This is a genomic window from Psychrobacter sp. JCM 18903 (assembly GCF_000586475.1).
GTDB lineage: Bacteria > Pseudomonadota > Gammaproteobacteria > Pseudomonadales > Moraxellaceae > Psychrobacter.
On record NZ_BAWJ01000007.1, the window covers coordinates 22,216 to 49,205 of the forward strand.

Here is a 26,990-nt window from a genome sequence, read left to right on the forward strand (position 1 = left end):
GCTAAGAGGAGAGTTTACTCAAAGGAGTATAAGCATAAGGACGCCAAATGCGCCCCTAAGTTATAGACTATAAAATCAAAGTATAATATTAACATATTTGCTATGAGGCTAGCTAAGAAATGGTATGACAGAATCGTTTGTGTTTAATAATTATTCATATCAGTTTTATCAAACTACCCTATATTAAAAAGCTGTGAGTCATCTTAGTAACTCACAGCTAGTATAAGCAATATAGCTATTAAACTGAAATAGTCTCAGCACCGCCCATAAACGGACGCAATACTTCTGGAATGGTGATGCTACTATCAGCGTTTTGATGATTTTCCATCACTGCCAATAGTGTACGACCCACTGCCAAGCCTGAACCATTTAGCGTGTGTGCTAAGCTGGTTTGTTTGCCGTCTTTGACACGTGTGCCCATACGGCGCGCTTGGAAGTCACCGCAGTTAGAGCAGCTAGAGATTTCGCGATAGGTATCTTGGCTCGGTAACCATACTTCGATGTCATAGGTCTTTTGTGCTGCGAAACCCATATCACCAGTACATAGCTGAACAGTGCGGTATGGTAGGTTCAACTGCTGCAAGATATATTCAGCTTGTCCAGTCATTGCTTCTAGTAACTCATCAGACTGCTCAGCCGTGGCAATATTGACCATCTCGACTTTTTCAAACTGATGCTGACGGATCAGACCACGAGTATCACGCCCATGAGAGCCCGCCTCACTACGGAAACAAGGCGTATGCGCGGTAAACTTAAGCGGTAATTCACTGATGTCCAAACGCTCGCCACGTACCAAATTGGTCATTGGCACTTCAGCAGTAGGAATGAGATAAAAGTCCATATCTTCGTTGTTTGTATGATTTTTGAGCTTAAACAAATCATCTTCAAACTTAGGCAGCTGTCCTGTACCTTTTAGGCTATCTGAATTCACAATATAAGGCACATAGGTCTCAAGATAGCCGTACTTCATAGTATGGGTATTGAGCATAAATTGAATCAGGCGCGATGCATTTGCGCCAACTGTCCTTTTAGTACATTAAAGCGGCTGCCAGTCAGCTTAGTCGCGGCTTCAAAGTCGAGCATACCAAGTGTCTCGCCAATATAAGTGTGATCTTGAATTTCAAAATCAAACGTACGAGGCGTGCCCCACTTGCGCACTTCTACGTTATCATCTTCTGACGTACCCACTGGCACATCGGCTGCTGGAATATTTGGAATTTGCATAGCAGCTTTGTTGATACGCTCTTGTAGAGTGCGCAGCTCGTCTTCGGCTGTTTTAATCTCACCACTGACATTATGCATCTCAGCCAATAGCTCACTGGCATCTTCGCCTGACTTTTTCAAAGCACCCACTTGCTTAGCACCCGCATTACGGCTCGACTGCAACTCTTCGGTTTTGATCTGCAAAGATTTACGTTCTGACTCAACCGTTTGCCAAAAATCTATGTCAAGTGCATAACCACGAGTGGCCAGTTGCTGTTGTAAATCGCTTAAATCGCCGCGTAAGAGTTTTGGATCAATCATAATAGTTGCCTGTAACGCTAGAAGTGAGGAAGAGGTTCGAAAGTGTTATTTTTAAAAATACTGTTTTTATCAAAATAAGTGATAGCCGCTATAATACCAAGACACAGCAGATTTGACCATGTTTTGACCGCTGCTGATTGAATTTTCATTTATTACTTTCATTATCCGTAGCCAGTTATATTCGCTTTAAATGCATCTCTCAAAGTTCAGCTTGCCTCAATAAGCCTCGCCCATCTTTATTAAAACCATTAATATCACTTCTATCAACGAACAGAGCGGCTTATATGTTTCATTTAGGGGTACTTTTCGGTAAGATAAGCGCATACCTTTTATTCGACTTCTAGCCTAGTACGACGTAGCTGCTGCATTTTGTCGATTTAAACCCAACACTTTCAATACAAGTATTTGAGAAACCTTTATGGCCTTGTACCCCTATACGCTACAACCTGTCGCCTTAAACCTAACTGAGGCAGAATTTCACCAAGCACAATACGAGCTATTTGCCAGTGCCAGCCCTTCTTTCGGTCTAAAAAGTATCAAAACGAAAGAATGGATCATTATGGCGGTAACCGTGGTACTAGCGATCGCAGGGTTGGTTTTTGTGACAGGCTACTCAACCATTATCTTTTGGCTGATGCTAGTTTCAGTCGTCATTTATTTACTGGTTCGTACCCTTGGCTTTAAATGGTATGTGAAAAGAGAGTTTGACAAGCAAGTGGCGGATCAAGAAATGCCAGACGAGATGCGTCAGATGAAATTGGGCGTACAAAAGCATGGCCTCGTCATGGCGATGCCAGTGAATCAGCCTGACACATTTAATAACAACCAAATGCGCGGCATGCAAATGCGAGCAGGCACGACCCAGCAAGCCGTCATTCCATGGTCAGCTGTCAAAAGCTGGGATGAGACGGACGACTATATCTTTATGATGTTTGAGATGAAAGGTCAACAAGGCAGCCAAATTGTGCCAAAACGCTTAGAAGCACAGAAGTTCCCGATCGATACGGTACGTCAGCATTTGCAAGAAGTTATCCCCGTTAAAGGCTTAAATCCTGAAAACTTACAGCCGCCAGCATAAAACAGTAGAAGACTTCTTTATCGCTTATTATATGAGCGATAAAGAAATGAGCAATAAAAAACACTTTTTACAAAACCAATCATAATTATAAATTTATTGAAATTAACTTATCGATGGTGCTCTGCTATTATAATAGCTATCAGAAGAAAGGTGATAATTGCTCTAAATTATATGAATGTATAGTTATGATTTTAGCTTAAGCTGACGCCATTCTATATGGTAGTTTTATCATACTATTTTCTAAGATTGTTACTTTTTAAGGCTGAAAAGCGTTAATATATTAAAGAGCATAGTAATGCAGCACACGAGTTGCTACACTTCTCATCTTCTTCATTTAATGTTTTATATCAACACTCAAACTATAAGGATAATATTATGAGTAACGCTACTAATCAAATCGGTCTAGAAAAAGCTGACATGAGCGAAGTCATTGCACAACTAAACAATTTATTGTCAACTTATCACGTATTTTATTTAAACGTCCGTGGCTATCACTGGAATGTAAAAGGTGAGCATTTTTTCACCTTGCATCCAAAATTTGAAGAATTGTATACTGCGCTACAATTACAAATTGATGAAATTGCTGAGCGTATCTTAACTTTGGGCGGCACACCGCTGCATGCTTATAGCGATTTTACTCAGCATACTAGCATTCAAGAAGATAAAAACGTCAAAGATGGCAATGCTTGTGTGAAAGGCGTGGTAACTGGTTTACAAGCTTTGATTACAGAGCAGCGTAAAGTATCTGCTCTAGCAGCAGACAGCGAAGATCAAGGGACAGCTGATCTCGTAGATGCCTATGTACAAGAGCAAGAAAAGCTCATCTGGATGTATAACGCCTTTTTGGGTTAATCATTACTAATGAAACAGTACATCACTAGGGCGTGTCCTCATTTTAAAAATGGTGATAAAAATGAGATAAATTGCAGTTAACCAAGGAAAATAGCGCTGTTAATATCGAGATATTGATAAGCTATTTGACGATGTTTAACAAAATTTAGCCATTTTTAGCCCATTTAGAGAGTAATTGATTGAATTGAGGACACGCCCTAAAATCTAGATCATAAAAAAGCACCTAATTTAGGTGCTTTTTTTGTGCTTGCTGTTGCTAATGAAACCTTATTTTTGCATCCATTGACGCATTTTTTCGCGCTCAGCAGGCGTGGCTTGTAACCAAATTTGCATAAATTGATCTAAGGTATTATCAGATGAATTAACGCTAGTGGTTTGCTTAGTAGTCGCTACCGTACCCGTATTCACATTTGGTTGATCTAATGCGGCAATCGCACGCTGATTCTGTAGCTCTGCATCATCTGCCCCACCAAATACACCGCCGAACGCCTTGCCTAAACCTGACAACAAGCCACCTTGATTACCAGCGATACCTTGCTGACTTGCAACCACAGTATTGTTTTTCTCTACTGCCAGTATCGGACGCTTGGCATATTCTTTAGCTGCTGCATACTCTTCTGGCTGATTCGGCATGGTCAGATGATAGGTTTGATTATCCGCCAATTCTGCCGTCACGCTCACATTACCCGAACGTAAATAATCATGCTCATCACGGCGCAAATCGTATAAGCGATCGTATTTTGCAGTAATCGCATGTTGACCCGGCTGAAGCGTGAACTTTTTAGTCAATGGTTGAAAAGCGCTCTGCTGCACTTCTTGCCCATTAATAGCCGTGACTTTGATATGGTCATCAACCAGTAGCGTTACTTCAGCATGCGACAGCATAGAGACAGAGCCTGCACCAATAAGCAACGTGCTGATGGTCAGTTTTTTTAGCAAAGAAGCATTGGATTTCATAAGTGATTCCATTAATAGTGAAAACGTTTTGGCAATAGTAAAAGCGTTTTGGATAAAAGACTTTAGTTGTTAATGCTAAAAATCGAGTGGCATCGTATGTTGATCTTGTTCCGCTGAATCGTTATCTACTTGTGTCTCTTGCGCAATATCAGCAAGCTCTGCTGCTAGTGTCTGCTCATCAATGGTACGCAATGCGTCAGTGATGACTGCTTTGGATATATTGCTACGCCCAAGGTTCGAAAACATCGGCTGAATATAATTGAGTACTTCCATCATCGCACCGATGCGATGTGGTCCTTCAGTAAGCAAATAATCAATAATTCGATCATCAAACTGCCAACCACGCCGACGCAAGATGGATTGTAATAACGCCTGACGGTCGGCTAAGTCATGACCATTGGGTACTTTAAACGTAGGTGCTTGTGCCAAACGAGTCAGCAAATCCCTCAATTGAAAGGGCAAATCACCAGCAGGCTTATTGGCTGCAAACAACAATTGACGCTGACCTTCACGACTGCGGTTAATCAAATGAAATAAGGCTTCTTGCCATTGACTGCTTTGCTCCAGCACCTCTAAATCATCGATCGCGATTAGATCGAAGTTTTCTAGAGAGGAGAGGACGTGCACATCGGTATGAATCAACTCATTGAGTGACAAACAAATCGCGGACTTGTCCATCTCAATAAATGACTCACAGATAGCAGATAATAAGTGCGACTTGCCCGTAGCAGGACTGCCAAATAGGTACAGCTGACCAATCAGGCCGACATGTAGTTGCCGCACTGCATCAATAATTGACATCCAACCAGGACCGGCGAAGTCACTTAGACTTGCATCATGCTTAATGTCCAGATTGAGACTTAGCTGTGCTTCTGCATGAATCATCAACTCGTTTTGCGTAATGCAATAAATAAAAGGATAAATTATTAATAACTGTCTTTGAGGTACTCTTATACTACCTGATATAACTTGCTGCGTTAGCATCTCGTCATTTTAATCAGGAATATATCTGAAAATTATCTAATCAAAAGTCATCTTGTTAACGACCAACTGGATAACGGCGGATACTGTCAATACTGCGCCTATATATAACATATTTGCAAAATGACTGACAAGTCTTTTACCTATTAAGCCTTATCCATCACTGTTTATTCCTCACACCATTTACTATTAATTCCCCATGGCTCTATCAATTTAACGATAAAATATTTATCTCTTCTCAAACAATGCCAATTGCTTACGACCTTTATAAAAATCTGTCGAACGATAGTAGATATATAAATGGCGAAACAGTACATTAAGCACGGCAGACACTGGCAAAGCAATTAGCATACCAACGAAACCCAATAAGCTTGCGCCTGCCAATACGGCAAAAATCACCCAAAGCGGCGATAGACCTATCTTATCACCCAATAGTAACGGCTGTAGAATATAACCTTCTGCGGCTTGCCCAACTAAAAACGCTCCGACGATCAGCGACAAATACGTCCAATTTAGCCCAAACTGGAACAGGCAGGCGATAATGGCAGCGATAAAACCAATGCCAAAACCCAAATAAGGAACAAAGCTGGCAATACCGGCAACCATACCAATAATCAGCCCAAGCTCAAGCCCAATAAGCTGTAATTGCACCGCATAAATAGCACCCAATAATACCATCACCAATAGCTGACCTTTGATAAATGCCATCAACGCAAGGTCACACTCTCGAGCAATTTGAATGACTTTTTTGCTATACGCAGCGGGAATCGCCAGCTTCCATGTTTGCAGACGCTGATCCCAATTAAATAAGAAATAAAAGGTAAGAATCGGCACCAGCACAATGAGTCCTGCATTATTGATGAAGTTCATGCTCGACACCAATATTTGGTTCATCATGGTACTGGCATCTTCAAACTTATAATTGGTTTGCATGTATTCAACCAATGTCTCAGAAAACCCTTTAGACTCCAACTCTGGCAGATTGATACGACTGTTGTTAACGAACCATTCACGTACGACTTCATTATACCAAGTTAAGACCTTAGGCAGGTACTCCCACGCCGCTTGCAACTGATGCCACAAGGTCGGTATCAACCACCAAAGCAGTAGCACCATTCCTAAAGTGATGGTGGAATAGACAATGATAATCGCCACCCAGCGTTTGATATACTTCGATAAGCGTTTGACCAGCGGATTGAACAAGTAAGCCAGTACGAAAGCAAAGACAAACGGTATAATGACTGGCATCATCAAATACAGTAATAATATACCCACCACCATCGCAACGACAATAAATAAGCGCCGAAAAAAAGGATCTATTGGTTGGTTCATCATGACAAGGAATCCTATGATAGGCTGATTTAAGATGGGAGCATAATTGAAAGAAATGATACGTCTTATCGTACAACAACGGTGTAATAGCGAACTGTTATCGACAATAAATTTAGCGTTCTATTATCGCAGAGTACAGCAAAAAATCCGTCATTTTTTGTTTCTTAACTTTTTATTTACCACTTAAAGTCAGTCTTCGTGAAATATCCGCCAAATATCCGCAAGTTGCTTTGCGAGTAAGGGTCATTTTTGGGTATAATGTGCGCACTATATTCAGAATTAACACGACCAACTCGATTTTCTACTGACAGACCTTCATTCCCTATAAAATTTGTGAGATGACCATGAGTAACAAGCCTTCTTTAAGCTACAAAGATGCTGGTGTTGATATTGATGCTGGCGATGCGTTGGTACAACGTATTAAATCAGTGGCAAAAGCCACCTCTCGTCCTGAGGTTGTGGGCGGACTTGGCGGCTTTGGAGCGCTTTGTCGTATACCAACTGGTTACACCTCTCCTCTACTCGTGTCGGGCACTGACGCGTCGGTACTAAGCTCAAGCTGGCATTACAGCTGAATCGTCATGACACTATCGGCATTGATTTAGTCGCCATGTGCGTCAACGATTTATTGGTTTGCGGTGCAGAGCCATTATTTTTCTTAGACTATTATGCAACTGGCAAGCTTGATATTGATGTTGCAGCGACTGTGGTCACTGGTATTGGTGAAGGCTGTAAGTTATCAAACTGCGCTCTAATCGGCGGCGAAACGGCTGAGATGCCAGGCATGTATCAAGACGATGATTATGACTTGGCAGGCTTTTGTGTCGGTGTGGTCGAAGAAGCGGAAGTCATCACTGGCGAAAACGTCGCGGAAGGCGATGTATTGATCGCTCTTGCCTCAAGTGGCGCACACTCAAACGGTTATTCATTGGTACGTAAAGTCATCGAAGTCAGCGGCATTGATGTGACTACTAGCGATGAGCAATTAGACGGTCAGCTATCCAAGACGCGTTAATGGCCCCTACTCGCATCTATGTTAAAGCGATTAAAGCGTTGCAAGATACTCTTGGTAGCTCAGCGCTGCATGCAATGTCACATATCACTGGTGGCGGCTTAACCGATAATTTACCACGTGTATTACCAGAGAATTTAGCTGCTAGTATTGATACGGCTAGCTGGCAGTTCTCAGAGCTATTCACTTGGTTACAAACCCAAGGAAATATTGAACAAAGCGAGATGTACCGCACTTTTAACTGCGGCGTTGGTTTTGTCATTGTCGTGCCTAAAGATAAAGCAGATGCGGCTATTCAAACTTTGAATGATGCTGGTGAAAAAGCTTGGCAATTAGGCGAAATGGTGAAGCGCGAAGCGGATGCTGTGGTGTACCGTTAATGTCAGAAATATCGTTAATATCAACCAATACACGCCAAGACAGCAAGCCTTTGCGCATTGCTGTCTTGGTATCTGGTAGTGGTAGCAACTTGCAAGTACTGATAGATGCGATGCAAGCTGGCGCACTGCCAATTGAGATTGTTGGCGTCATAAGCAACCGTGAAGATGCTTATGCCATCACCCGTGCAAAAGACGCTGACATTCCTGTGGCAGTATTGTCACATGTTGCTAGCGGCAAACGCATGGGCATCATGACCTTTGAGAGTCATGCCAGCAGCCAACTAGCATCATGGCAACCAGATGTCATTGTGTTAGCTGGTTTTATGCGTGTCTTGAGTGCAGATTTTATCGATAATGCACCAGCGCCGATGATTAATCTGCACCCCTCTTTACTACCTGTCTATAAAGGCCTTGATACCCATCAGCGTGCGATACAAGCAGGTGAGCGACATCATGGCTGTAGTATTCATGTCGTCACTGCCGAGCTTGACGCGGGGGCTGTTTTGACCCAAGCGCTGTTAGAGATACATCAAAGAGACACTGCCGATAGCTTGCAAGCACGCGTGCAAAAGCTTGAGCATCAATTGCTCCCTTGGACGATTTTATTATTGGCCAAAGGCGCACTTTCGCTAGACCATGCTCAAGCATCCAATCAACAAAGTATGTCTTTACCAACGCTACCGTTAAAACTATATTTGAACGACTGAGTAAATAGCGACAGTCACAAATTATCAGGCACCAACTATCAAACTTAAACTCTTCGCATAAAAAAGCCCAGTCACTCAATGAATGACTGGGCTTTCTAATAGCTACCTTTAAAATCTTCTAAAGCATATTCATCCCGAAGACGTCAGCTATTATTGACTTTTATGGACATGTAACCCTTTAATATTTACAAATTCTTTGATACCAAAACCGCCATGCTCGCGACCATGACCTGAGTTTTTCACTCCACCAAATGGCAACGCTGGATTTGCAAGACCGTAACCATTGATGTAAACCATGCCCGTATCAAACTCTTCACGCGCTAGGCGAATGGCTTTGTCTTCGTCTTTAGAGAAGATAGCACCGCCCAAACCGTAGCGACTGTCATTGGCAATGCGTAATGCATCATCTTGGTCTTTGGCTCGTATTAATGAGGCGACAGGACCAAATAATTCGTCATCATAGGCAGGTTGTCCTTTTTCGACATTCTCCAAGATAGTTGCTGGATAAAAACTGCCTTTACCTTCTGGCAATTGACCACCAACAGCAATCGTTGCGCCTTTTGCCACACTGTCTTCTACTTGCTCATGCAATTTTTCTTGTAAATCTTTGCGGGCTAATGGACCAAGATCAGAGGCATCATCCATCGGATCGCCAGATTTAGCGTCTGCAACTTTTTGACAATGCGTTCACGGAAATCATCGTATAAGCTATCAACAACGATAAAGCGCTTAGCGGCGACACAAGTTTCACCATTATTAATGAGACGCGCTTGGGTACAAGTTTCTACCGCTAACTCTACATCAGCATCTTCTAAGACAATAAAGGCATCGTTTGAGCCTAATTCTAGCACCACCTTTTTAATGGCTTTTGCTGCTTGCTGACCCACAATGCTACCAGCGCCGTCGCTACCTGTCAGTGTGACACCGCGCACTTTGTCATGACCGATTAATGCTTCTGATTGGTCGTGATCGATTAAAATCGTACGGAACAAATCGTTTGGTAACTCTGATTCATGGAAGATTTTTTCGATTAACAAGCCTGAACCAGTCACGTTTGATGCGTGCTTGAGTAAAATACTATTACCTGCCATCAGATTTGCGATGGTATAACGGAATACTTGGTAAGCAGGAAAGTTCCATGGCTGCATGCCATAAATGACACCGATAGCTGATAAGTCACAATACCTTTCTTCAAGCCTTCAATATCACGTTCATCGTCAGCAAGTGCAGCCACTCCTTTTTCTGCGGTATAGTCGCAAATCGCCTTACACAAATCTATTTCTTGCAAACTCTGACTATAGAGCTTACCACGCTCCTCAGTCATGAGTTCAGACAACTCTTCTTTGTACTTGAGCAATGTCTCACCGATAGAATTGATAACTTTTGCACGCGCCTCATGGCTGGTTTTACGCCACTCAGTAAATGCTTGGTGCGAGGATTCAACAATATTGTTCACCTCGTCATTACTCATATAATCGTATTCTTTGATCGCTTCACCCGTTGCTGTTTATAGTAGTAATATCTGCCATGATTATTATCCTTATTTATTAAACTATTTTATTGGTTTGAAAATTGATCGCTTCAACATCTGAAATCTTAGAAACACATAAACCTTAGAAATACATAAAGCAAGAGTGGTCATTTTTATAAACGTATCTGGTTAAATTGGACAACTTCATCAACGCTCTTATGAAATCCGATACTGTCGTATAACTTAACAATAGGCTATGTATTTGTGTTTTTTCTTAAAGGAAATTCATCATAGCAAAATGTACAACGAGTAGTTTTACAAGTTATAAAGAAGTGTTCGTAAGATGTTAAGAATGTGACTGACCGATTTATTAGGTCAAAATCTTGGACGAGATTTTTCAGTAAAATTACGCCAATAAAAAACAGCGCTTGGGCTGGTTTAATAAATAAGCAATTGATAACCAAAAATAAATGGCTTAAAACAAATGATTCATCACAGGAATTTCTTGGGGTGGATTCTTTTCTTCGTCAACAATTTGACGAGCCACATGCATGATAAGCTGACGCAACCATCGATGGGCGGGATGATGCTGCAGCAAAGGCGACCACGCCATCGTTAGCTCAAATTCAGGGATAAAAAATGGTGGCTCGACCATCATGATACTGTCGTTATTAGCTTGCATTTTTGCTACACGCGTAGGCAAAGTTGCAACCAAATCTTTATTGGCTGCGAGCATGGCTGGCATTTGATAGTGGCGGGTAAAAACACTGATTTGACGTTTTTGACCTAAACGTTGCAGTGCTTGATCAATTGAACCTAGGCCACCAGATTTTTCTGGATTGACACCAAATCCCACACCCATACCCGTTTTAGAGACCCAAACGTGCTGCGCCTTAAGATAATTTTTTAGATTAAAGCGATGCGCATAGGGACTGTCAGAGGACAATAGGCAGCTAAAGGTATCACGCCAGACCAAAACTTGGTGGAAACTTTGCGGAATTTCATTAAAGCGGTTGATCGCCAAATCCACTCGCCCCTGCTCCATATCACGATATGAGACGTCCGATGGCGTTAAGAAATCTAAGATGACATTTGGTGCCTCTGAGCGCAATGCTTTGACCAATTTTGGTACCAATGTCGCTTCAGCATAGTCTGAGGTCATGATACGAAAAACGCGCGAGGTACTATAAGGACGAAATTCTGTGCGTGGCTCTAATACTTGTGTCAAATCCGCCAGTATTTCACGGATACGAGGTTGCAACTCCAAAGCGCGTTCAGTCGGCGTCATGCCTTCGGATGAGCGTACCAGCAATGGATCATTAAATAGCTTACGTAGCCGGCGCAAAATATTACTCATCGCAGGTTGGGTAATGCCAAGCTGCTCAGCTGCACGAGTGACGTTTTTTTCTCGTAACAACACATCTAGATGTACCAATAAATTTAAATCTACCCGCTGCAAATTCATATATGTCTCTTTACCTTAAAATAAATACCACTACAAACGCGGCGTTTTTTGCCCTGTTATTTAGTATAAATCATCTATAACAGCATGAAATAAGGACAATTTTATATTAATTATTTTGATATACGCTTATTATAACTGAAATCATTCATCATAAGTCATTGTTTTATATGTACTATCATAAAATTAAATACCCAAGATAATAATCATAAACTAGATAAATCAAGGCAACCTAGCTATAGTGGCTAGCAAGCGCTTAATCAGTCCTTGTTTAATGTTAGGCAGTCGCCGTGCGTTTTGATGGATTGACTACCACAGGTATTTTATCGCATTTTCATGCGGAAATACGGACATAACCTTTATTACGCAAACTTAATTTTTTGCTCTCATTTGTTTTTAAGCTTGAATTAGTAGTTGGCACTTTTTAGGGCAATAAGCACTTTAACAGTCAAAAAAGGCTTATAAAAAAGCGCATTCAACCTAAAACGAAAGACCCAATAATAAAAGCTGACCAATTCGACAGGTTTTATTTGCTTTTATCATAATTTTCTTATAGTTTAGTAGAGATTGCTAACGCACAAGGTTTATATTTTAGATTTTTACTTCTGCCAGCATCTTTCTACATATATCAAAATTACCTCAATACTTGTAATTTTCTAAGTTACTAATTTTCACCACCCCAAGGAGACATAGATGTCAACTGCATATAAATCAGCGATCGACTTAGTACGTGAATTAAAGCAAAAGCACGGTAACTGGCAGAATATCAGCGAAACCGATGCGGCACGTATGATGTCACAAAACCGTTTTAAAACGGGCTTAGATATCGCCAAATATACTGCAAAAATCATGCGTCAAGACATGGAAGACTATGACAATGATACGTCTCAGTACACGCAGTCTTTAGGTGCATGGCATGGTTTTGTGGCACAACAAACTATGTACGCTAAGAAAAAATATTTTGGTACTACGTCTAAAACTTACATCTACCTATCAGGTTGGATGGTTGCAGCCCTTCGCTCTGAGTTTGGTCCTCTTCCTGACCAATCTATGCATGAAAAAACCTCTGTACCTAGCTAATCGAAGAAATCTACACCTTCTTACGTCAAGCTGATGCTAAAGTATTGAACGACTACTTCCGTGAGCTAAACGCTGCAGAAGAAGCGGGTCAAGATACCTCAGCCATCCTAGAAAAAATCGAAAACTTTGATTCACATGTTGTGCCAATCATTGCTGACATCGATGCAGGTTTCGGTAACGAAGAAGCCACTTACTTGCTAACTAAGCAAATGATTGAAGCTGGTGCTTGTGCTATTCAGGTTGAAAACCAAGTATCTGACGCGAAGCAATGTGGTCACCAAGCGGGTAAAGTCACTGTACCGCATGAAGACTATATCGCAAAAATCAACGCTATTCGTTATGCATTCTTAGAGCTTGGTGTTGAAGACGGCGTTATCGTTGCTCGTACTGACTCTGAAGGCGCGTCACTAACGCAAAAAATTCCAGTATCAAATGAGCCAGGCGACCTTGCTTCTCAGTACATCGATTTTATCGAGATGGAAGAAGTCACGCTAGAAAACGCCAAAGAGAATGACAGCTTGCTCAAGCATAACGGCAAATTAGTACGTCCAGTTCGTCTTCAAAATGGTCTATATCAGTTCCGTGAAGAAACGAACATCGACCGTGTCGTACTTGACTGTGTAACGGCTCTAGAAAATGGCGCTGATCTACTATGGATCGAGACACCGACTCCAGACGTCGCACACATCAAAATGATGGTTGATCGTATTAAAGAGCAACAGCCAAAAGCCAAGCTTGTATACAACAACAGCCCATCATTCAACTGGACACTGAACTTCCGTAAGCAAATCATCGCTCAGTGGGAAGAAGAAGGCAAAGACCTATCTGCCTACAATAAAGATGACTTGATGAGTGCTGATTACGATGGTACTGAACTTGATACCGCAGCTGACGAAGCGGCTAGAAACTTCCAACGTGATGCATCACGTGAAGCAGGTGTATTCCATCACTTAATCACGCTACCTACTTATCACACCACTGCGCTTAGCGTGCATGAGCTTGCTAAAGGCTACTTCGGTGAAGATGGTATGCTTGCTTATGCTGCTGGCGTACAACGTAAAGAAATCCGTGAAGGCATCGCTTGTGTTAAGCATCAAGCAATGGCTGGTTCTGACCTTGGCGATGATCACAAAGAGATCTTCTCAGGTGAAAACGCCCTTAAAGCTGGCGGCGGCAAGAACACAATGAACCAGTTCTAATCACCGACCACTTATAAGTATATCTCGTAAGTACCAGTTATAGAGAAAGCCGTCCTATCTTGTAGGGCGGCTTTTTTATGTCTGCTTATTTGCACTCTATTATTGTAAGATTTTGAGCATTGTGAGCTTGTTAATTCTTAATTTGAGTGATTATTATCCTTACTATCAGTCTCTTTCATATTATTGCTATTATCCTCTTCCTGACTGCTCTGTATACCGACTGAATCGTGACTTTTTAGATTTTCACTCATCAGCTCACGCTTCATATTTTTTATACGGGGATCATGTTTAAAAAATCTACGATAGATTGCTTTTATCATTCTGTAAATTAGATAAAAAATACCGCCAAGTACAAGCAGCCACCACAGTTGTATCAATCCAAGCGCTACTGATCTAAGTATCTCCCAGCCATCTTTAAGTGCTTGACTCACTTGACTACTAAAACTTGGCTGCTCAGCATCTAATAGCACATCCAGATTTTGCGTGGTTTCTTTATAACTGATATCTGGCTGCATAAAGGTCAGGTTAATGGTGCTATATTGAACTTTATCAGCGATAGCCAGTTGCTCAAGCTTGGCGAGCTCTTGCTGACGACGTGCCGCATAAGTTGCGGTAATAGCATCAACATTGCTGCCTTGGTCTTTGTCATTTTTACTACTCAGGCGTTCTTGGCTAAGCTCGCTTGCCATATCACTATTTAGCTGGCTCGCTAGCTGTTCACGATAAATATCTAATGTCACATCTTGAGCACTAAACTGCTGCCCATTTAAAAATGCGACTTGCTGTTGTAATTGCGCTAGGAACTTACTGACATTGGCGCGAGGGATACGAACCGTCATGTCAGCTTGACGAGTGTAGGTTGTAATCGTGATATTTTTATTGCCTTGTACAAAGGTTCGACTATCACGTGGATGATTACTAATATTGCTAAGTGCCACATAACCAGCCTGTTGCCGTGTCAAACTCTCAATAGCATCACTAGTTTTGACGACATCTTCAACTTTAAAATCAGCACTGGCAGTTATCAATAGCGCTTTGCCAGCAATTTTAATGTCTGCTGCCTGACTACCAAGGGTCTGTTCACTAGTGCTCGATAGGTTTGCAACCTCTAAATCATCAGCGTTAGAGGCATTATCAGCTGCCACATCGGACATGATGCCAACCATCTCCCCTTCTGTAGCGTCTGCAACTTCTTCGGTTGCCACCTCTGTCAGATCTGCGCTGCTTTCTGCATATTCAGAAGAGCTATCGCAGCCGCCTATCAATAAAACAGACCCAAGCATTATTGGTAGACATAAAACTGATGGAAACAAGGCTTTAGACAGTAATATTGCATGAGACTGCTGCGTGTCATACTTCTTTTGATTGCATCGCGTCATTATTTTATAATCCGGCATTTTATGAGATATGATAAATATATTGGATAAAAATATTTTAGCTTCTATTATAAAGCCAACCACCTTTATCCTACTTTTGTTTAATAATTAACGTTAATTATAATGATTACTTACTAAAAGTATATCTCTAATATTGGCTCAGATTATTTATAGAAAAAATTTTGCTTGTTATTCGCTGATAGCTTTCATACGATGGTAGTCATTCAAATTTATTAAAATAATCGGGAGCCATCATGCAAGAGATAGAGCTAAAGTTTTTGGTACCAGAGTCGCGACTGAAAGGTTTGATGCGCCAAGCACGAGTCAAGTCTTCTGAGGTGACACAACTGGCTGCCCATTATTATGATACCCCAGACCAACAGCTTGCAGAGGCAGGCATTGGCTTGCGTATTCGTAAAGAAGGCGATGCTTGGGTACAGACCATCAAAGCGGGCGGCGATGGCATTGCAGCACGCCTAGAGCATAATGCGGTACTGGATAATGAACAAGTACAAGCGATGCTCGATAATAATACGCTCATGCCTGATTTAACCATTTATAAAAACACCTCTGTCGCCCCTGCCCTAGCTGAATTTAAGCTAAAAAAACTGGCTAAAAATCTCACACGGTTATATGTGACCGATGTAGAGCGCACCACACGATTGCTAGTGGATGATAGTGGTAGTGATGGTGATGCAAATAACCATGTCGAGATGGCGTACGATTATGGAGAAATTATTCACGGTAATGATGATACTCAGCGTGATGCTATTCAAGAGATTGAGTTTGAGCTGATATCAGGAGATATCGATTTTTTATTTGCAACCGCCAAAACTTGGTGTAAGCGCTACAAGCTTTGTTTGTCTACGGTGACAAAAGCTGAGCGCGGTGGTTTACTCATCACAGAACAGCAGCATAGTCCAGCTGTCCACGCTGACCTTGATCAGCTAAATATCGATAAGAAAATCAGTATGCCTGCCTTTGTGCGTGCAGCGGTACATAACTGTCTATTGCAAATACTGCCCAATAGCAGCGCTATCGTCGCTGGCAGCGAAGAGGACGTCCATGCATTACAACTATACATTGGTATTACCCGCTTACAAGCTGCCCTACAAGCATTTGCCAGCTATTCTGACGAAATCAATCCAGACTGCTGCCGATACTAAAACGAACAGCCACGTTATTGAATGAATATCGAGAGCTTGCCCATCTTGCCTCACATATAGAGCCTAATTTACAACAGCATGGTGCACCTACTGTCGACTGGGCAACAGATATGGATGCGCTGAAGATTACTCCGAAAGAGGCTGTCAGTGCCAACGATTTTCAGCTGACCTTACTTGAGCTGATCGCCTTTACCATGAGCGACCCAAGCCTTGAACCACAGGCTGATCAACTCGCCATCGATAAACTGGCAAAAACCTTATCCAAACAGCAGGCAAAGCTTGGCAAGGCAGTACAAGAGCTACAGAGTAAAAAAGACCTTGGCTCAAATAACATTAATATAGAAAGCAATGATTTAAAAGATGATGATTTACAAAGTGTTGACTTAGACGATAGTGACTTAGAAAACGTAGATTCAAAAAGTGACGATATAGAAAATATTGATCTAGACGGTAATAATGCAGAGCACGAGCTGCATGAGCAGTTAACCACCTTACTTTATATCAGTGAGTTTGCTACGCCATTATTAGATAAGAAAAAGTCAAAAAAGAAAAAAGCCAAGAAGGAAAGCAAACGCTGGCTAAAATACTTAGCAAAAGCGCAAAAGACTTTGAATAAATATCATAATCATAAAATGTACCAACAGCGCTATCAATTAAAATCGAAGACAGATAGCAGTGCGTTATATGGCGCTGGGTGGTTTGCAGCCATGCTAGTGAGAGACCTTAAGCGCACAGAAAAACGCTTGGCGAAAGTGACACACAGCTCTGTATTGCGGTAAAAATACTTATAACAGCATCAATAAAACTTAGAATAAACAATGCTTTAAACAAAATAAGCTCAGAGTAAAAAAAGACAGCGCATTTTATATGGGCTGTCTTTTTTTGAATTGCGTTTTTTAAAGGGCTTTTTCCGATTGGATAAGTGAACTAAACTATATTAAAAAATTAACGCTTTAACTCAGCCAATTAAATATCGAAGATTGATATTGGTTTTCTACGTCTAGCTCTTTTGTCAGTTCAGCGCTTTTATAAACCTAGCACTTTCATACGCTCACTAACTGGCTGATACGTTTTCTCGCCAGCAGGCTCAACAATGTTGCCAAATGGCATTTGTGCCACTAATTCCCAACTATCTGGGATAGCAAAAGCCTTAGCGGCATCTTCATCCACAAGCGGATTGTAGTGCTGTAGGTTGGCACCAACATTTAAAGTACGTAGCTCAGTCCACATCGCATACTGATGCATGGCTGAGGTTTGCTGAGCCCAAACTGGAAATCTATCTGCATATAACGCAAACTGCTCTTGCAGTGACTGAGTCACGTTTTTATCTTCATAAAACAGCACCGTACCCGCCGCCGCACGGAAGCCATCTAGTTTTTGCTTAGTCCCAGAAAAGTCGCCATCGCCGACGGCTGCACGCAGTTTTTCTTCAGCGATATCCCACAATTTCTGGTGCTCGGCACCAAACAGTACGACCAATCGCGAAGATTGTGAATTAAAAGCAGAAGGCGTATGTAATAAAACACGCTCTGCCATATTGACAATTGCTTGTGGCTCTACTGGCAGCTCATTGCCCAAAGCATATATTGACCGGCGTTCATCAAAGGCTTGTTGTAAAGTGACTAGGCTTTCTTTAGACATCGATATTATCCTTATAGTTATCATAAAATATAGGTCAAACGAGCCATGTTTAGCATGACAAGTCGATCATTCATAAGCAAGCTATTATAGCAATATGCTAAATAATATCTAGACTCTATAAAGTTTTATTTATCAATTACTCTATGAAGTTATTCTGTTTTACTTAGGACGTGTCCTGAGCCTGAACGAAAGCACCTAAATGGGCTAAGAATGGTTAATTAGCAACAATCGTCACCGATATGCCCTCTGCAATTTGGTCGAACAATTCAATAATATCCTCATTACGCATACGTATACAGCCATGCGAGAGTGGCACACCCATCGGTTCACTGTCTGGCGTACCATGAGTATAAATATAACGCTGATAAGTATCACAGCCACCTTGACTATTACTGCCTTTATTAAAGCCCTCTTCCACACCACTTAGCCAAAGAATACGGCTTAATATCCAATCGCGTTCAGGATGTCGTTCACCAAGCTCAGCACTATATATCTCGCCTGTAGGGAGGCGTCCAATGAATACGGCATTTATGGGTTCATTTGCGCCAATTTTTTTGGCGATAAAGTGTTTGCCAAGAGGTGTGCAGCCGCTATCTTGCTGACTGCCAATGCCATTTTTAGCAGTAGACACCGTATATTGAGCCAATTCTCTATTATGCTGGTAGAGCGTTAATGTTTGCTTAGCAATATTAACCACCAACTGCACATCAGAACTTTCGTTATTTTTCTCGTTATTTTTCTCGTTATTTTTCTCGTTATTTTTCTCGTTATAGCTTTCGTTATTTTTCATAGAATGTTTCCAACGGTCATTTACCCAATAGATATCATTATTGACCGCGTGATAAGTAAGTGGATTGATTTTTTCTATTATTAAGGGATTGTATCAAGGCTTTTGGCACCGTAATATAGGGGCACACTTTTTGATGCTAGCAGATTATGACGACTATTTCACCGACACGTGTGTCGATGTATGATTTTCTCTATCAAGATACCAAGCCAATGGTATCTTTATTGGCAGATGCCGCCAAGCTTTCATTACCACAAGCTCGATTGGCAATGGATGCCAGTTTGCAGGCCATTATCAGTGCCTTGCTTGCTTACCAGCAGCATAACGACGGACAAGCTGTAAGCAAAAAGCTATTTAGTCGCGGCGCTGTTAAAGAGCTACGCCAATATAATTCGATGAATTTTTCGACTATCAATGCGACGTTATATCATCGCCATGAAGCGGCAGATGCGATATTTTATGATAATGCTCGCGTGATTAAAGCGAGTGACTACATTGCTCAGCAGATTGACGCAACAACGCAGCAAGTACAGATACTCCTCACATCTCTATGCGTGATTGTCTTACGTGAGCTGGCTATTTTAGCGACTATAGCCAACTTGATAGCAATGAGATGGATAAGTGGTTCGCTTTACAGCCACAGTTTTTATCAGCTGCTCGCTTTGCCATCAATGAGCCAGCGTCTGTCTCTGTTAAATTGAATGTGGTAAATGAAGATAACAGTCTAGTCGCAGCATCAGAGGTCAATTCAGACTCGGCAGTAAAAACAAAAGCAGCAGCCGAATCCGACAACAATCCTCATACAGAACGTGCCTTATTAAGTGCAGAGCAGCTCGCTGACACCCCACCAGCGTTCAATCCTTACTGGCATGAGTTGACGACATTCAAGCCTGAACGTCATGAGCCTGTGCAAGACATGCAACTGGCAACTGGCAATTATTTAAAAGCCATTGGACGCTCCCCTGATAACTTGCAGCAAGGTCGTCATAACGACATGCTAGTCTTTACAGAAATGCAAGCCATTGCCCTGCCACACCAACGCTGGCTATTACAGCTCGCCAAAATCTCAGATATCTATCTCAGTCGTAATCGCCTACGTATTACCTCTGAACCTGCCAGCGCACCCAAACCACCTTTGGTAAGCTTGGGTTTAATTGGTGGTAATAACGACAATACACCGACCACCACCAGCGAAAAGCCCATTGAATACGAGGCATCAATACCCCTCTGGAAAAATCCGGTTATCCTGATTATTATTGCTGTGATCGGGGTGCTTGGCGGGCTTGCAACGCTCAAGTATCAAAGCCAAAAATCTGACGGTGTGTTACTGGCGACAGAAGAAGTCATAGAACAAGATATTATCGAAGAACGTCAACAGCAGGATGTGGCTATCGTCATGGTTGACGATGAGGAGCCTGATGACAAAGAAACAAAAGCGGCTCAATGATAAATAAAAGCTCTGAATACAGAACCTCTTAATTAGCAAAAAATCATCGAACAAACCTTCAAAAAATCCACAAAAAAAAGGCGCTATTCATATAGCGCCTTTTTTATTCATGTATCTTATTCATGCTTTATCTAGCAAAGCATACTTACTTTGATAAATCACGACCACGGCTGGCTTCAATCGCCAGACGTAAACCGTTCAGACGGATAAAACCTTCTGCGTCTTTCTGATCATAAGCACCAGCATCATCTTCAAAAGTCGCGATTTTTCGTCAAATAACGAATCATCTGACTTACGACCAACAACGCTGACGCTGCCTTTGTACAGTTTTAGACGTACAGTACCATTGACATATTCTTGTGATTTGTCAATCAACGCTTGTAGCATCATACGCTCAGGCTGAACCAATAACCGTTATAAATGATTTTTGCGTAGCGTGGCATTAGCTCATCTTTTAGATGTGCCGCTTCACGGTCAAGCGTTAACGACTCAATGCCGCGATGCGCTTTTAGCATAATCGTACCCGCTGGCGTCTCGTAGCAGCCACGTGATTTCATGCCAACATAACGGTTTTCTACGATATCTAGGCGTCCGATACCATGCTGACCGCCAATCTCATTTAACTTAATCATGACTTCATACGGCTTAAGTGCTTCACCATCGATGGCAACGATGTCGCCTTTTTTGTATTCTAGTTCTAGATATTGTGCTTGGTCAGGCGCTTCTTCCGGGCTGACTGACCAGCGCCACATATCGTCTTCTGCTTCGGCGTAAGGGTCTTCTAAAATACCGCTTCATAAGAGATGTGTAGTAAGTTGGCGTCCATTGAGTACGGAGATTTTTTCTTATTACCTGCATAATCAATCGCAATGTTATGCTCTTTGGCATATTCCATCAAGCTCTCACGGCTAGACAAGTCCCACTCACGCCATGGTGCAATGGTAACCACGTCAGGCGATAAAGCAACGGCGCCAAGCTCAAAACGGACTTGGTCATTCCCTTTACCAGTCGCGCCATGACTGATCGCATCGGCGTTGTGTTCTTTAGCAATCTCAACTAAGCGCTTGGCAATTAACGGACGCGCGATAGAAGTCCCTAGCAGATACTCGCCTTCATAGATAGCGTTAGCGCGGAACATCGGGAATACATAATCACGGGCGAACTCTTCACGTAAGTCTTCAATATGGATATGTTTGATGCCCATGGCTTCGGCTTTGGCGCGTGCTGGCTCAACTTCTTCGCCTTGACCGATATCAGCCGTAAAGGTAATCACTTCTGCATCATAGGTTTCTTGCAGCCATTTAGCGATGATGGAGGTATCAAGACCACCTGAATAGGCCAAGACGATTTTATTAATATTTTTTGGATCAAGTTGAGCATGAAGAACTCCTATTGTGAGCATTTAGTGTTAGGAAAAGCGCTAATATTCAATCAAAAGATAAATTACTTGCTCAGTGTACATCATATTTACTATAGGCAAAAGTGCAACTGCCCCATGGCATAAGCTTTTGATTTAAATTTTGGGTCAATAAATTTCAATTATTCACATGTAGGTGACAGCTGATTGCCGCAAATTAAAAAACAACCCATGTATTATGTACAGATATTTAGCCGCATATTTAGTCAAGTAGGCAAATCTGTTATGATAGCGGTACAGTATCCCTTCCTTTTATTTCCGTATATGACGATATAGAGCGCGACGACATTATGACTGATTCGATTAGAGAATTGACCATCCTTCAGCCAGACGATTGGCATATCCATTTGCGTGATGGCAAAGCATTGAGCACTACTGTATCGCACGCAGCAAACAGCTTTAACCGTGTCATATGTATGCCAAACTTAGTGCCTCCTGTTAAGAACACTGACGATGCGCGTGCCTATCGCGACCGTATCATGGCGCACTTAGTAGCCAGTGAGCTGAGTACTGAGCGCAAAACTGCATTCGATCCACGTATGACTTTATATCTCACTGACAAAACCACTGCCCAAGATATCGAGATGGCAGCACAATCAGGTATCGTCCAAGCGGTCAAGCTTTATCCTGCTGGCGCGACTACCAATTCGGCTGATGGCGTCACCAATATTAACGCCTGTGTCGATGTTTTTGAAGCATTAGAAAAGCACAACCTACCACTATTGATACATGGCGAAGTGACGCAAGATCATGTGGATATCTTTGACCGTGAAAAGCGCTTTTTAGACGAGGTGTTGGCGCAAATCATTGTCAAATTCCCTACATTAAAGATTGTCGTCGAGCATATTACTACCAGTGATGCCGCTGATTTTGTCTTAGCACAAGGCAATCACATTGCCGCCACTATCACTCCGCAGCATTTAATGTTTAACCGCAATCATCTGTTGGTTGGCGGTATCAAGCCACACTTTTATTGCTTGCCTATTTTGAAGCGTGAAAGCCATCAAAGAGTATTATTAGATGTGGCAACCAGTGGCAATCCCAAGTTTTTCTTAGGCACGGATTCAGCCCGCATGCGACGGATAAAAAAGAAGCCGCTTGTGGCTGTGCTGGCTGCTATAGTGCCGCAACTGCCTTGCCATTGTATGCCACGCTTTCGATAGCGTGGGAAAAATAGACAAGTTAGAAGCTTTGCCAGTCGTTTTGGGGCTCAGTTCTATGGACTGCCAGTCAATGAAAGCACGATTACGCTTGTCAATACGCCTATGCAAGTGCCAGCAGCCTATCCTTACTTTGATGGCTCATCATTGACCCCGCTTATGGCAGGCGAGACGCTGCCTTGGTCTATCAAAGCATAAAACGCACTAAGCAAAACCATCTGTATTCTATTTTAACTTGAGAAGTTCAACCCTATGATAAGAATGACATCTGCTACCCAGCAGTGTGATTTGTATCATAGGTTATTTACTTTTCACTTAATGTCTTAATTCAATATAATAGTACGACTGATAAAAGCGATTTAACCAGATATGACCACTCCAAACGATGCCGCGTTACCTGACGAAAACCCATCAAACCCTGTAGAAAATAGCATTAAGAGCCCAGCAAATACTCACACAGAAGATGCCGCAGCAGACGAGCTAGCACCCATGCGTCTAAAAGACCGATTTCGTAAGTTTCTGCCTGTCGTCGTTGATGTGGAAACTGCCGGCTTTAATGCGCAAACCGATGCTTTACTAGAGATTGCCTGCATTCCTGTACTACTGAATGAGCAAGGTGTGTTTTATCCTGGGGAAGCATTCAATGCTCATATCGAACCCTTTGAAGGCGCGAATCTTGAGCCAAGTGCCCTTGCCTTCACTGGCATTGATCCCAATAATCCGATGCGTAAAGCCATTGCCGAAGACGAAAAAACAGCACTACGCCGTATTTTTAAGGGGTTAAAAGAAGTACGCCGTACTGAGGACTGCCGCCAGTGCGTCTTAATTGGGCACAACGCCCATTTTGACTTAGCGTTTTTGAATGCGGCAGTACTGCGTACCAACAACAAAAGTCACAACCCGTTTCATAACTTTTCAGTTTTTGACACAGTGACCTTATCTGCGCTGGCATTTGGTCAGACAGTACTAGCACGGGCTTGCAAGGCAGCAGGGCTTGATTTTGATGGCAATGATGCGCATTCTGCCTATACGATACAGAAAAGACCGCTGAGCTGTTTTGTCATATCCTAAACCATTATCCTATGCTGGCTAATGCGATGCATACTGAAGAAAATAAAGAGGATTCGACTGAGAGTAGTCACAAATAATCCATTTATCACATATCCTATATTGCCAACTACCCATAATAGTGCTATTTGTAATACTTGATGACTTTAACATCTTGGTTTTACAATCAATAGGGATATGATTGATATCACAATAAATCAGCAACTTGTCTAACTGTTGAATATCATATTGTGTAAAACAATTCAAAAGCCAGACAAGTTGCTGTAATTACTAACATTAGAACGTCTCGTTATATCCTATAGATGGTTTAAGTTGCCCACATTGTCTCGATAGCCCGTACGATTCATGCTATCGAGGCGTAATAGGAGGGACTCTATTATGGATCCACAGCTTAAGTTATGGGGAACCATTTTCGGTTATATGCTGCTCGCATTGACTATTAGTGCTTGTACTTCTCTATGGATTCGCTATCATTTGAAGCGTAATGACTTACATCCTCGCCGTGCGATCAAAAAAAGATACTTAATTTTAAAAAGAAGAAGAAAAAGGCTTGACAGCAAGCGCAGACGCTATTAGAATACGCACCACTTCAGCATAAAGGTGAAAGCAGCTGAGGTGTTGTGTTACTAGTCCCCATCGTCTAGAGGCCTAGGACACCGCCCTTTCACGGCGGTAACGGGGGTTCGAATCCCCCTGGGGACGCCACTATTTGGCGTCACTTATTAGCAAGTTTGCTGCAAAGCATCTGATAAGACTAATAAGCGTACCACCAAAAAAGCCCAATCACATACTATTGTGATTGGGCTTTTTTATGCCTGTTTTTTATATCATGAGGTTCTTGATATCTTAGCACTCAGTTCGTCATCGCCGATTTACTTGATAAATGAAGCATAATTAATTTTATACATAAGATTCGGTATTAAGTTCGCTCAAGATATTACGGTATATTTACTAAGCGTCGCTATCCATGGTTTCTATGCCTAACTTGATATTCTGATTATTTATTGAATTTTTTATCATAAATTTAAGCAAAAAAATCCAGCATTGAATACTGGACTTTTAAATCAAACAGTCTATTTTTACAAAGACTACCAAATCTTATCTGATAGCATTAGCCACAACAATGTCATCACAATCATGATACCGAGTACTGTTTGAATCAAGAAGAATGCTTGATGCTGACCAACAACCTTACTTAACGTCAGCCCTAACGTGCTGTACTTGATAGGTGGCGTGTCAATATTGCCAGTTCTTGCTTGTTCCTCATAATACCCTTGTAAGATATCTAAAAATTCGCACCATGCGTTAGAGCCCCAATCATAGGGTTTAAATGGCATGAGTTTTTTCAGCTCAGGCTCTTTGGTCATCCAACGTTCAAGTGTAATGGAGCGTAGAGACCAGTTCGAAAAACGGCGTTCGGTAATTTCTGAAAAATCTAAGATTTTTAATTCTTTATGTCGATCATCTAATAATAAGCGATTCTTTAGATTGGTTAAATCTTGTTCTGACCCTTCTACACATTGAAAAAAATAGCCATTGCCATAGCAAAGAATACCCGTAACATTATCGGCTTGGTTACGCTCAGTCGCGACCTCTGAGATGTCGTTAAGCGTGCTGGGGCTTGAAAGACCAGTCGAAGTAATTTGGCTTATATATATAAGCTGGCAGAGATCTGTCGTCACTGGATTTGTCGAATCGTTGATTGTTGACAATCAGCTTCTCCCTATTTTCAGGTAAATGTAGCTAAGACAACCATACTAAATTTAGAAAAAACATAGAAACAAGATCTTTGAAAGTATCAAATAGGCTTGGTATATTATTGATTTTATAAATGTTTATATTAATTGTATTAAGTTGGTTACATCATAGGCTAGTTTAGTCATCAAAGCAATATATGTTTATCTTATATCATTAATTGAAAAAACCAAACAATAATTCGCAATTATTTATATCGAGAACTTGCATTGTGGTTTATGGGCAGCGATAGGATAAATAGGTAATATGGGAGAGGAAAGTTATGATAAAAATCGTCACCAATGAGCGATAAGACCACTGGCTCATTAATGAGATTGATACAGACTGATGTCTATTACGAATGTTTAATTATTTTTTGTCTACTCAGAACTGGGCATTAATAATCGCTGTGAGTAAAATAGCATCATCAGGATAAGTGAGCTTGATATTCTGGCGACTGCCAGTCACGAGGCGAATGGGTAGGTCTAAACATTCAAATGCACTGGCTTCATCAGTAATAGTGAGCTCGTGTTCAGCGACATAAGTCAATACTTTTTGCAGCTGACCTAAGCGAAACACTTGCGGCGTTTGTGCTTGCCACATATGACGGCGATCGATAGTACGTTTAGCGTAAGAATGTGGGCTGCTACTCACTGTCAAGTTAGCTACAGACGTCTCACCTACAAGCTCAGATTGAGCGGTAGACTGCGGATAGGATTCCTTTAAAGTATCAGCACCGGTGTCGCTAAGATAGCGCCATAGGCTCTAGCATCGCCGCTTCGATGACCTCTTCAATATCATGACTGGGAACCGCAGGACGCGCAGCATCATGAATAACAACCAAATCTGAGTCGTCGGCTCCCGCCCCAATAATCGCCTTTACCCCTGCCTGTACGGACTGCCAACGCTCATCGCCGCCAATCACATAATTGATGGGGAGCGCAAAATTAAGCGTCTGTGCTGTACTGTCATCTGCTGCGACGACTAATAAACATGTATCAATATAAGCACTACTAGCAAGCCGTGCCACACTATGCTGTAGCAAGGTCTGCCCTTGCAACATCGTATATTGCTTGGCAATAGAGGCACCAAAACGACTACCGCGACCCGCAGCAACGATCATGGCATGTACATTAGGTGTGATATTCATAAGGCAATA

The 26,990-nt window shown here is 41.9% G+C and carries 18 protein-coding genes, 1 tRNA gene and 7 pseudogenes; 13 read left to right on the top strand and 13 right to left on the bottom strand.

The features are described from left to right. Nucleotides 1-238: 238 nt before the first annotated feature. Nucleotides 239-1,524, bottom strand: a pseudogene (gene serS, locus TT12_RS06280) (serine--tRNA ligase). A gap of 418 nt (nucleotides 1,525-1,942) precedes the next feature. Here serS and TT12_RS06285 point away from each other — a divergent pair. Both TT12_RS06285 and TT12_RS06290 read left to right on the top strand, forming a co-directional pair. Then, a complete protein-coding gene (locus tag TT12_RS06285; protein WP_045453124.1) occupies nucleotides 1,943-2,602 on the top strand; it encodes a YcxB family protein in 660 nt (219 codons plus the stop codon). Nucleotides 2,603-2,977: 375 nt separating this feature from the next. After that, nucleotides 2,978-3,454 carry a Dps family protein gene (locus TT12_RS06290; RefSeq protein ID WP_045453127.1) on the top strand — a complete coding sequence of 159 codons (477 nt, stop codon included), beginning with the start codon at nucleotides 2,978-2,980 and terminating at the stop codon, nucleotides 3,452-3,454. 267 nt (nucleotides 3,455-3,721) lie between these two features. On the opposite strand, the gene TT12_RS06295 is transcribed toward TT12_RS06290, so the two are convergent. From TT12_RS06295 to TT12_RS06305, 3 genes are all read right to left on the bottom strand, one after another. Next, complete coding sequence (locus TT12_RS06295; RefSeq protein ID WP_045453131.1) at nucleotides 3,722-4,411, bottom strand: DUF2057 family protein; 690 nt, start codon at nucleotides 4,409-4,411, stop codon at nucleotides 3,722-3,724. A gap of 75 nt (nucleotides 4,412-4,486) precedes the next feature. Continuing rightward, the gene (hda, locus tag TT12_RS06300) at nucleotides 4,487-5,296 is read right to left on the bottom strand and encodes a DnaA regulatory inactivator Hda (protein ID WP_045444542.1); all 810 of its coding nucleotides are present in this window, start codon (nucleotides 5,294-5,296) and stop codon (nucleotides 4,487-4,489) included. A gap of 324 nt (nucleotides 5,297-5,620) precedes the next feature. Next, nucleotides 5,621-6,727 carry an AI-2E family transporter gene (locus TT12_RS06305; protein ID WP_045444540.1) on the bottom strand — a complete coding sequence of 369 codons (1,107 nt, stop codon included), beginning with the start codon at nucleotides 6,725-6,727 and terminating at the stop codon, nucleotides 5,621-5,623. A gap of 341 nt (nucleotides 6,728-7,068) precedes the next feature. Between TT12_RS06305 and purM the strand changes: the two are divergent. Next, a pseudogene (gene purM / locus TT12_RS06310) lies at nucleotides 7,069-8,116 on the top strand (phosphoribosylformylglycinamidine cyclo-ligase). Continuing rightward, nucleotides 8,116-8,823, top strand: a complete 708-nt coding sequence (gene purN / locus TT12_RS06315) for a phosphoribosylglycinamide formyltransferase (protein ID WP_045453134.1) — start codon at nucleotides 8,116-8,118, stop codon at nucleotides 8,821-8,823. Before purM ends, purN begins: the two are co-directional and overlap by 1 nt. A 150-nt stretch (nucleotides 8,824-8,973) precedes the next feature. Here purN and TT12_RS19080 read toward each other — a convergent pair. The 3 genes and pseudogenes from TT12_RS19080 to TT12_RS06325 all read right to left on the bottom strand — a co-directional run bounded on the left by TT12_RS19080 (nucleotide 8,974) and on the right by TT12_RS06325 (nucleotide 11,759). Further along, a pseudogene (locus TT12_RS19080) lies at nucleotides 8,974-9,971 on the bottom strand (aldehyde dehydrogenase family protein). After that, nucleotides 9,914-10,294 (bottom strand): aldehyde dehydrogenase family protein, encoded by a 381-nt coding sequence (locus TT12_RS18290; RefSeq protein ID WP_279378818.1) that lies wholly within the window; start codon nucleotides 10,292-10,294, stop codon nucleotides 9,914-9,916. The pseudogene TT12_RS19080 and the gene TT12_RS18290 overlap by 58 nt, the downstream one beginning before the upstream one ends. A 475-nt stretch (nucleotides 10,295-10,769) precedes the next feature. Further along, nucleotides 10,770-11,759, bottom strand: coding sequence for a LysR family transcriptional regulator (locus tag TT12_RS06325; protein WP_045453137.1), 990 nt, complete (start codon nucleotides 11,757-11,759; stop codon nucleotides 10,770-10,772). 690 nt (nucleotides 11,760-12,449) lie between these two features. Here TT12_RS06325 and TT12_RS06330 point away from each other — a divergent pair. After that, nucleotides 12,450-14,035 (top strand): annotated as a pseudogene (locus tag TT12_RS06330) (isocitrate lyase). Nucleotides 14,036-14,172: 137 nt separating this feature from the next. On the opposite strand, the gene TT12_RS06335 reads toward TT12_RS06330, so the two are convergent. Next, a complete protein-coding gene (locus TT12_RS06335) occupies nucleotides 14,173-15,318 on the bottom strand; it encodes a DUF4349 domain-containing protein (RefSeq protein ID WP_045453140.1) in 1,146 nt (381 codons plus the stop codon). Nucleotides 15,319-15,665: 347 nt separating this feature from the next. Between TT12_RS06335 and TT12_RS16845 the strand changes: the two genes are divergently transcribed. Beyond that, nucleotides 15,666-16,577, top strand: coding sequence for a CYTH domain-containing protein (locus TT12_RS16845; protein WP_243443439.1), 912 nt, complete (start codon nucleotides 15,666-15,668; stop codon nucleotides 16,575-16,577). 17 nt (nucleotides 16,578-16,594) lie between these two features. Further along, complete coding sequence (locus TT12_RS16850) at nucleotides 16,595-17,356, top strand: CHAD domain-containing protein (RefSeq protein ID WP_243443440.1); 762 nt, start codon at nucleotides 16,595-16,597, stop codon at nucleotides 17,354-17,356. Between the two features lie 247 nt (nucleotides 17,357-17,603). Here the strand turns inward: TT12_RS16850 and TT12_RS06345 are convergent, their stop codons facing one another. Both TT12_RS06345 and TT12_RS06350 read right to left on the bottom strand, forming a co-directional pair. Next, nucleotides 17,604-18,218, bottom strand: coding sequence for a nitroreductase family protein (locus TT12_RS06345; RefSeq protein ID WP_045453143.1), 615 nt, complete (start codon nucleotides 18,216-18,218; stop codon nucleotides 17,604-17,606). A 214-nt stretch (nucleotides 18,219-18,432) separates the two neighbouring features. Further along, nucleotides 18,433-19,008, bottom strand: coding sequence for a L,D-transpeptidase (locus tag TT12_RS06350; RefSeq protein ID WP_201605063.1), 576 nt, complete (start codon nucleotides 19,006-19,008; stop codon nucleotides 18,433-18,435). A gap of 146 nt (nucleotides 19,009-19,154) precedes the next feature. On the opposite strand from TT12_RS06350, the gene TT12_RS16855 reads away from it, so the two are divergent. Continuing rightward, nucleotides 19,155-19,706 (top strand): hypothetical protein, encoded by a 552-nt coding sequence (locus tag TT12_RS16855; RefSeq protein ID WP_243443441.1) that lies wholly within the window; start codon nucleotides 19,155-19,157, stop codon nucleotides 19,704-19,706. After that, nucleotides 19,619-20,452, top strand: coding sequence for a hypothetical protein (locus TT12_RS16860; RefSeq protein WP_243443442.1), 834 nt, complete (start codon nucleotides 19,619-19,621; stop codon nucleotides 20,450-20,452). The genes TT12_RS16855 and TT12_RS16860 overlap by 88 nt, the downstream gene beginning before the upstream one ends. A gap of 145 nt (nucleotides 20,453-20,597) precedes the next feature. Here TT12_RS16860 and TT12_RS06360 read toward each other — a convergent pair. After that, nucleotides 20,598-21,854, bottom strand: a pseudogene (locus TT12_RS06360) (argininosuccinate synthase). Between the two features lie 305 nt (nucleotides 21,855-22,159). Between TT12_RS06360 and pyrC the strand changes: the two are divergent. From pyrC to TT12_RS06375, 4 genes and pseudogenes are all read left to right on the top strand, one after another. Beyond that, nucleotides 22,160-23,032 (top strand): dihydroorotase, encoded by an 873-nt coding sequence (gene pyrC / locus TT12_RS06365; protein ID WP_279378819.1) that lies wholly within the window; start codon nucleotides 22,160-22,162, stop codon nucleotides 23,030-23,032. Between the two features lie 486 nt (nucleotides 23,033-23,518). Next, a pseudogene (rnt, locus tag TT12_RS06370) lies at nucleotides 23,519-24,177 on the top strand (ribonuclease T). A 298-nt stretch (nucleotides 24,178-24,475) separates the two neighbouring features. Further along, on the top strand, nucleotides 24,476-24,673 hold the full coding sequence (locus TT12_RS15400; protein ID WP_201605067.1) for a hypothetical protein: 198 nt from the start codon (nucleotides 24,476-24,478) through the stop codon (nucleotides 24,671-24,673). Nucleotides 24,674-24,726: 53 nt separating this feature from the next. Continuing rightward, nucleotides 24,727-24,802 (top strand) — tRNA-Glu (locus TT12_RS06375). A 383-nt stretch (nucleotides 24,803-25,185) separates the two neighbouring features. Here the strand turns inward: TT12_RS06375 and TT12_RS06380 are convergent. Together TT12_RS06380 and TT12_RS19345 are read right to left on the bottom strand one after the other, a co-directional pair. Continuing rightward, complete coding sequence (locus TT12_RS06380) at nucleotides 25,186-25,809, bottom strand: BLUF domain-containing protein (RefSeq protein ID WP_045453146.1); 624 nt, start codon at nucleotides 25,807-25,809, stop codon at nucleotides 25,186-25,188. Between the two features lie 406 nt (nucleotides 25,810-26,215). Beyond that, nucleotides 26,216-26,981, bottom strand: a pseudogene (locus TT12_RS19345) (IspD/TarI family cytidylyltransferase). Nucleotides 26,982-26,990: the final 9 nt, after the last annotated feature.

Excerpts from the sequence above, each read along its gene's own strand:
- TT12_RS06285 (WP_045453124.1), top strand. The coding sequence starts at position 1,943 with ATGGCCTTGTACCCCTATACGCTACAACCTGTCGCCTTAAACCTAACT.
- TT12_RS06290 (WP_045453127.1), top strand. The coding sequence starts at position 2,978 with ATGAGTAACGCTACTAATCAAATCGGTCTAGAAAAAGCTGACATGAGC.
- TT12_RS06295 (WP_045453131.1), bottom strand. The coding sequence starts at position 4,411 with ATGAAATCCAATGCTTCTTTGCTAAAAAAACTGACCATCAGCACGTTG.
- hda (WP_045444542.1), bottom strand. The coding sequence starts at position 5,296 with ATGATTCATGCAGAAGCACAGCTAAGTCTCAATCTGGACATTAAGCAT.
- TT12_RS06305 (WP_045444540.1), bottom strand. The coding sequence starts at position 6,727 with ATGATGAACCAACCAATAGATCCTTTTTTTCGGCGCTTATTTATTGTC.
- purN (WP_045453134.1), top strand. The coding sequence starts at position 8,116 with ATGTCAGAAATATCGTTAATATCAACCAATACACGCCAAGACAGCAAG.
- TT12_RS18290 (WP_279378818.1), bottom strand. The coding sequence starts at position 10,294 with ATGAGTAATGACGAGGTGAACAATATTGTTGAATCCTCGCACCAAGCA.
- TT12_RS06325 (WP_045453137.1), bottom strand. The coding sequence starts at position 11,759 with ATGAATTTGCAGCGGGTAGATTTAAATTTATTGGTACATCTAGATGTG.
- TT12_RS06335 (WP_045453140.1), bottom strand. The coding sequence starts at position 15,318 with ATGCTTGGGTCTGTTTTATTGATAGGCGGCTGCGATAGCTCTTCTGAA.
- TT12_RS16845 (WP_243443439.1), top strand. The coding sequence starts at position 15,666 with ATGCAAGAGATAGAGCTAAAGTTTTTGGTACCAGAGTCGCGACTGAAA.
- TT12_RS06345 (WP_045453143.1), bottom strand. The coding sequence starts at position 18,218 with ATGTCTAAAGAAAGCCTAGTCACTTTACAACAAGCCTTTGATGAACGC.
- TT12_RS06350 (WP_201605063.1), bottom strand. The coding sequence starts at position 19,008 with ATGAAAAATAACGAAAGCTATAACGAGAAAAATAACGAGAAAAATAAC.
- TT12_RS16855 (WP_243443441.1), top strand. The coding sequence starts at position 19,155 with ATGACGACTATTTCACCGACACGTGTGTCGATGTATGATTTTCTCTAT.
- TT12_RS16860 (WP_243443442.1), top strand. The coding sequence starts at position 19,619 with ATGGATAAGTGGTTCGCTTTACAGCCACAGTTTTTATCAGCTGCTCGC.
- pyrC (WP_279378819.1), top strand. The coding sequence starts at position 22,160 with ATGACTGATTCGATTAGAGAATTGACCATCCTTCAGCCAGACGATTGG.
- TT12_RS15400 (WP_201605067.1), top strand. The coding sequence starts at position 24,476 with ATGGATCCACAGCTTAAGTTATGGGGAACCATTTTCGGTTATATGCTG.